Genomic DNA, 7383 nt, shown 5'->3' on the forward strand with positions numbered 1-7383 from the left:
TATAATATGTGGAGATTAGAATGTTAAAAAAATTAGATTATATTTTTGATAAGAGTTCTAAAATAACGTTGGTTTGGTTATTACTGTTGATAATTATTGGAAGCTTTTTTGAAATGATTGGAGTAACAGTTTTTATGCCTTTTATTGAGCTTATTGTTGATAATGAATCACTCCAAACAAATAGTTTTTTGCAGAATATGTTCACTATTTTTCCAATATTATCATTACAAGGACAAATAGCATTTGTAGCTATATTAATAATAATTTTTTATATAGTTAAAAATATTTATTTATCCTTTATGCAGAATAGTATATTAAATTTTTCATATAAGACACGTATGAGGATTGCAACACAACTTTTAGCAACTTACATGTCAGAACCCTATTCCTTTCATTTAAATAAAAACGCGGCTGAGTTGCAGCGTTCCTTACAAATTGATGCTAATCAATTTATGCTATTGCTTAATGGTGCTTTACAGTTTATCGCTGAAATCACTGTATGTATTGCAATTGGTTTGTTCCTGTTTCATACCAGTCATTCAATAACAGTTATTGTAGCAGGATTACTCATATTTTGTGTAGGTCTTTATTATGAGGTATCAAAAAAAATTTCTTTGCGTTTGGGTGAACAAAATCAAAATTACAATTCAAAACTGATGCAGTGGATTAATCAATCTTTAGGAGGAATTAAAGAAGTAAAAGTCTTAGAAAGAGAAGAATATTTTGTTAGTGCCTATAAAGAAAATTATAAAAAATTAATTAAAGGAGCAAAAATGAATGAGATGTTAGCAACTGTTCCTAAATATATAACAGAAACAGTTGTTATGTCGGGATTATTGTTTGCAATTATTTTCAAGTTGTATTTTGGACATGGGGAATTAACGACTTTTATCCCACAATTAACAGCCTTTGCATTAGCTGCCTTTCGCCTATTACCATCCATTGGTAAAATTAATGCTTATATTAATAATATTATGTATTGTCTTCCTTCGTTGGAGTTAATTTACAATGATTTTAAGGATGTTGAGGGACATACATTTATTGAAGAAAAGGAAGATGCAACATTAAATAAGTATAGATTTGAAAAAGAAGTAAGCATTAACAATATAGTATATAAATATCCTAATACGGAAGTAAATGTCATAAATAATGTAAGTTTTAAAATTCCAAAAGGAAAAACGGTAGCTTTTATAGGTAGTTCCGGAGCAGGAAAAACTACAATGGCCGATATTATATTAGGATTGCTGCCTCCGACTTCTGGTACAATAACGGTTGATGGATGGAACATATTTGAACATATGCATGAGTGGCATAAAATGTTGGGGTATATTCCGCAATCAATTTATTTATCTGATGATAGTATTCTTAATAATGTTGCATTTGGTATTGATGAAGATAAAATTGATATTGAAGCTGTACGTGAAGCTTTACGAAAGGCACAGCTTCTTGAGTATGTGGAATCTTTACCGGATGGTTTAAATACATTTGTTGGAGATAGGGGTGTGAGACTTTCCGGGGGGCAACGTCAAAGAATTGGTATTGCAAGGGCTTTATATCATAATCCGGATATTCTCGTGTTGGATGAAGCTACATCAGCATTAGATAATGAGACAGAACAGGCTGTTATGGAATCAATTGAAAATCTCCAGGGATTAAAAACAATGATAATAATTGCTCACCGTTTAACTACAATAAAGAAAGCTGATCTTATTTTGTCGGTTGAAAAAGGAAGTATGATTGTAAAAGAAAAGAATGAATTATTTTAGTGGATATTCCGAAAGTGATAAATTATTATGATTATTATTAAGATTATGGGCGGATTTGCAAGTCAGTTAAACAAATATATTTTTGGTTATAATATAGCTGAGTTTCTGGGAGCAGAATTAGGGCTGGATATCAGTGATTATTATAGGGGATATTTTAGGCCACTTTCATTGTGTTATTTAGCTCTGCCTGACTGTAAAGTATTTACATCAGGGATTAAAAAAAAGGATTTTAAAAGGTTAAAATATGTCCGCAATAATAATGATTTTGCAGATATGTTGATAAATTATAGTAATAAAAATGATTATTATATAGATCGTGAGGAAACTGATTTTGCTGATGCTTTAAAAGAGCATCAGAATCTGTTAGTTAACGTACAGAGTAGTTTAATACGTAATCTTAATTTTCGGGTTAAAACAGTATTTTTAGATTATTTTCGGAAAGAAATAAAAGGCAAAATTAGTGTGGCTGTGCATGTAAGGAGAGGAGATTTTGTAACATTAGGATGGCAGGATGATGTGAATTTTTATTATGCTGCCATTGAATTTATTAAAGATAGCCATCCAGATGCAGAATTTTATTTTTTTTCAAATGATTTGAGTTGGACAAAGCAGGCCTTCGGATATGATTTAAGATATCATTATATAAATAGTTATGATGGGAATTTAGGTGATGTAGAAGAATTATTTTGTATTTCTGAATGTAATTTCAGGATATTGTCGCAGTATAGCAGCTATGGGTTGTTAGCCAATATAATTGCGGGATCTCATAGGCAGAATGGATTTGCAGTGATTTCGGGGAATATTTCCGGTGCCGGGCGGCCCGAAACCTTGAATGATATTCATAAATCTAACATAAATTTGTGTGTTAAACTGCAGTCACGCTTGACTGCAGTTTCAAGGGGAGGCCTTATATATTTAACTGAGAATGAAATAGAAGATTATAGTAGTAGATTCAAATTTATCGATTATAGAAATTATAGTAATCAGATAATTGGGATGCAATGTTCGGATTCCTCAAAGATACATGCCTATGTTAATAAATTGGGAATGAACGTTAATAATGTTAGTTTAAATAGCAATGAAGATATATATAAATTAAGATATAAGGCATATGCAAAAGAAAAGGAAAGTAATAGATTATTTGATATTCTAAATACACTTTCTAATATAAGTAATAATGAGTGGATTAGGCAAGAATGGAGAAATTATTATCACGTAGATAATAAAGTTAGAAAAAAGATTATAATTTTCAGCAATGAATGTCCTAATAAATGGTATGTAAAGCGAATGCTTTATTGGGCTATTCTTAATAAAAGAATTGATAATGATGTTGTATATGTAAATATTTATAATATTGGACGAAATGATCGTGATGTAATAGAAGTGCCTGTTAAAAATATGGATGGTGTACCATATAAGATTAATATTAAATGTATAAAAAAATGTTCCGAATTATTTGAATTATTTGATCATATTAATGTAGATTCTTTTATTTTTTCAGATATTGCAATTCCTTTATTTATAAACTATAAAAAGGTAACGGGATGTTATTTTTTTGATAAAAAAGATAGTTTATTTACTTTAGTTAAAAAATTTGGTTTAAGTAAATTACATTTATGTAATAATTTTATAAAGAACGCGACGAAAAATATAGAGATTGGAAGTGAGAAACATATATATTTGCGGAATATAGTAAGTGAATTTATTTTTGATAAAGATTTGGAGAGAGCGTTGAAATTTTTGCAGTCTGGTGGGGGAATTGATGGAAGTTCGAGTTAGTGTATGTATACCATGCTATAATGCTGAAAATTATATTTTAGAAACTTTACAGAGTTTACTGAATCAAACCTATAAAAATTTCGAAATTATTGTTATAGATGACGGCTCAGAAGACAATAGTATTGAAAAAATAGAGTCTATGATTCTTAAGGACAAAAGAATTCATTTATATAAAAACAATAACAATCGTGGGGTTGCATTTACACGAAATCGTGCCTTTGAATTGTGTAATGCAGAATATATAGCTTATATGGATGCAGATGATACAGCACCTCCTAATAGGTTGGAGTTACAAGTAAATTTCCTTGACAGTCATCTTAATATTGATGGTGTAGGAGGTTCCTATAATATTATAAATGAAAAAGGTGAGTTTATTCAAAAAGTGATAATGACTGCACAGTCTCCAGAAATGATAAAGGCTACTTTGCTTTTTAGAAACTGTATTGCCAACGGAAGTGTAATGCTTCGTAAAAGAGTAATAGATGAAGAACAAATAAGGTATGATGAGGAAAAGAAGGATTTGGAAGATTATGATTTTTGGGTAAGGTTTGTGAAAAATCATAATTTTATTAATCTATCTAATATCCTTCAAAATTATAGAGTAACTCAAGAAAGTCTGTCTAGAAAGTGTGCTAATTGTGAGGGGAATTTAAGAGATCAGCGTTTTGATGATATTCATAGGTATGTACTTAAGGAAAGAGGATATTTGCTACCTGCGAAAGAGGAGCAGGTTTATTTTTGTGCAACAAGGGAGAATGGCCATATATCAGGACTGGCTGAATATTTTCTTTTGCGGCGAGCTCTTTGGCGGATTAATAAATTCACATCTCAAAAATATCCGGAGTTAAGAAAGGCGGTTTTGTTTAGGAGTAGGGAATTGTATCAGGAACAAAAATATCAAATGTTATCATCTTTTTTTTCAAAACTGAGAGGTAAAAATAAAATATATTAGGATATGTTATAGTAATTAGGGGTTATGATGTTATGAGGAATAGTATATCAATCAAAAACAAAAAAATATTTAGAGAGAATTTTATTGTATGTATTGGCATTATTTTTATATTTTTAGTAACATGTTATATAAAAAAAATATTTCCTTTTGGAAACTTTACTGTTGATACTTCAGACTTTGAGGGACAAATAGTCCCTTTTTACTATCATGTCTATGATTTTCTTCATGGGAGGAAATCGCTTTTCTTCGATTGGTATACAGGTCTTGGAAGTAATATGGCCGGATTAGTATCTCATTATGGCTTTTTAAGTCCTTTTAATTTACTATTTTTATTTATTAAAAGAGAGCAAATAGAAACATTTATGACTCTTTTTATTGCAATAAAGTTAGTATTTATAGGGCTATCGATGCTTTTTTTTCTGAATAAGTGTTTCAGTAGAATCCCGTCTGGCTGGAAAGTTATATTGTGTTTATTATATGTCTTTAATGGTTTTACAATGCAATATTTTATTTTTCCAATGTGGTTAGATATCGTTTTTATTTTCCCTTTGTTAAATTATTTTTTATTTATATTGTTAACAAATGATAAAATTAGTATAGGATACATAATATCTTTGTCATATGTATTATTAATTAGTATAATGCAAAGTTATATGGTGATAATTTATATTGTCCTTTTAACAGGAATATATTTGTTTATTTTTTATAGGAAAAACATAGAACATATAAAGTCGGTTATTTGCAAGTTATTTTTTTGTACAGTAACTTCACTTTGTTGTACAGGTATAATTATTTTACCTGGTGCTATTCACATATTAAGTTCATATCGAATGAATAATAATACTTCAATTATAAAAATATTGAGAACGGTTAATTTTTCAGAACGCAGTAAATGGCTGATGATTACTGGAATTGGAGGACCATTAGGAGTCTTAATATATGGGTTAAAAAAGAAAGAAGAAAAAAAATTTAATTATCTGATCATATTAATTGGATTTTTTTTATCTTTACCAATTATCTTAGAAAGTACAAATTTGTTTTGGCATATGGGCTCTTATATAAATTTCCCTATGAGATTTGGATATATGTTGGTATTTTGGGCAGTTATTGGAGGAGCTATTGGAGTTGTAAATTATGATTTTTTCAAGACGAAACGTAAAATAAAAAGTTATATTATATATTTATTAATAATTTGTATTGAAATTTTAATGATTCCATTCCAATATTGGATTTTAACTGATAATAAAGGAATGTTTTGGATTGCTTTATGTGTGTTTATCCAAACTTTTTTAACATATATTATTTTTTCTTATTTTAGAAATAAATTAATGACTAAAATAAATTATATAGCAGTCATTTGTCAACTAGTAATAATTCCAGTCGCACTTATTGTACCAAATCAAGGACATGCATCACACAATTTTATACCGATAGGAAATATAGTTTATAACTATGCAAATACTCAATCGGTTAATAACCCATTAAAAAGAATCAAGAATATTGATTCATCATTAGAAAGTAATTATCCATATATATGTGCAATTCCTGCTTTATCAAATTATATTCATTTGGTAAATGAAAGACAGATAAATACGGTGAAATCTTTAGGATATGCTCAGACGTTTACTCGTTTATGTGATGCGGGCGGAACACTTTTCAGTGATATTTTAATGGGGATGGACTCAGTTATTGCTGAAACGGATATAAATAACTCTTTGTATGAGAAAGATAAGGATTTAGGCGAATTTAAAATATATAATCTCAAGAATACCTTTAAAAATGAGGGAATATTGATAAACAATACGCAAAGGGTTCAATTAAAAGCGCATTCTGATAATCCATTTATAAATCAAAATGAAATATCTTCTTGTATTTTAGGTACTGATATATTTAGTTTTGTTGTCGATAGATCTTCTTTGTTGACGAATACTTTAGCAGTTGAAGGCATAAAAGAATTATATTTTTATGGATATACAAATGAGAAAATAGAGGTAATAGTGAATGGAAAAAAGATAGAAATTCCTAACTTTTCTAATTTGCAAAATACGTGGTATCCAAATGACTTAAATAATGGAATTATTTCATTAGGGACGTTCCAAGATTGTCACGTAAAGATAGAGATTGTTCCTCAGGAGCAAAATGTTGATGTATTATATACTATAGCGGCTCTTGATTTAAATGGTTTTAAAAATGTGGAACCAAGTTATGCAGATTCCTTCTATATTGAAACTGGAAAAAGTAATATATTCATTGAACTAAAATGCGATCAGGATAATATGGAATTATTTTTGCCTGTTTATGCCGACGATGGGTGGGAGTGCACTTTAAATGGAGAAAAAATAAGGTTACAAAGATTTGATGATTTTTTTATTTGCGTTCCTTTGATTAAAGGAAATAATATCATTAAATTAAAATATACTCCTCCTGGTATGAGAATTGGGATTATTTTAACGATTGTTGGATTAATATTTTTGGAAAGTATAGTTTCAAGAGGGCAACAAAAAAATAAGTACATTTTAAACTTATTATTCATTTTATTTGTAATTTTATTTCTTTTTATTATATTACTGTTTTATATATTAGCATTAGCTGTTTTACTTTTATCAATCATATAGCTTTATTAAAGATGTAAAAATATATTATAACTTTGAAAGGTTATGTAATATGAAAGATGCTGTAGATGAAAATTTTAATTCTCGACAATATTATTTAGATATTCTGAGAATTATTGCGTGTTTTATGGTCATAATGATTCATATAATTTCTATGGATTTTAATAACTATTTGCCAGCCACAAATGAGTGGAAAGTTATGAATTCATATGACAGTATAATTCTGAACTTTGCATGTAAGTTGCACTAGCGACCTCCATAAACCTATGAAAAA

At 28.7% G+C, this 7383-nt stretch carries 4 protein-coding genes; all 4 read left to right on the forward strand.

The genetic code is table 11. The features are described from left to right. Positions 1-20 precede the first annotated feature (20 nt). Genes DXC51_RS20125 through DXC51_RS20140 form a run of 4 tightly spaced genes read left to right on the forward strand, consistent with a single transcriptional unit; the run spans position 21 to position 7112 of the window. The gene (locus DXC51_RS20125; RefSeq protein ID WP_025488524.1) at positions 21-1766 is read left to right on the forward strand and encodes an ABC transporter ATP-binding protein; all 1746 of its coding nucleotides are present in this window, start codon (positions 21-23) and stop codon (positions 1764-1766) included. A 27-nt stretch (positions 1767-1793) separates the two neighbouring features. Continuing rightward, positions 1794-3545, forward strand: a complete 1752-nt coding sequence (locus DXC51_RS20130; protein ID WP_117545243.1) for an alpha-1,2-fucosyltransferase — start codon at positions 1794-1796, stop codon at positions 3543-3545. After that, positions 3529-4497, forward strand: a complete 969-nt coding sequence (locus DXC51_RS20135) for a glycosyltransferase family 2 protein (protein ID WP_025488526.1) — start codon at positions 3529-3531, stop codon at positions 4495-4497. The genes DXC51_RS20130 and DXC51_RS20135 overlap by 17 nt, the downstream gene beginning before the upstream one ends. Before the next feature lie 32 nt (positions 4498-4529). Next, a complete protein-coding gene (locus tag DXC51_RS20140; protein WP_117545244.1) occupies positions 4530-7112 on the forward strand; it encodes a YfhO family protein in 2583 nt (860 codons plus the stop codon). Positions 7113-7383: the final 271 nt, after the last annotated feature.

The sequence above is a fragment of the Eisenbergiella massiliensis genome, from assembly GCF_003435485.1.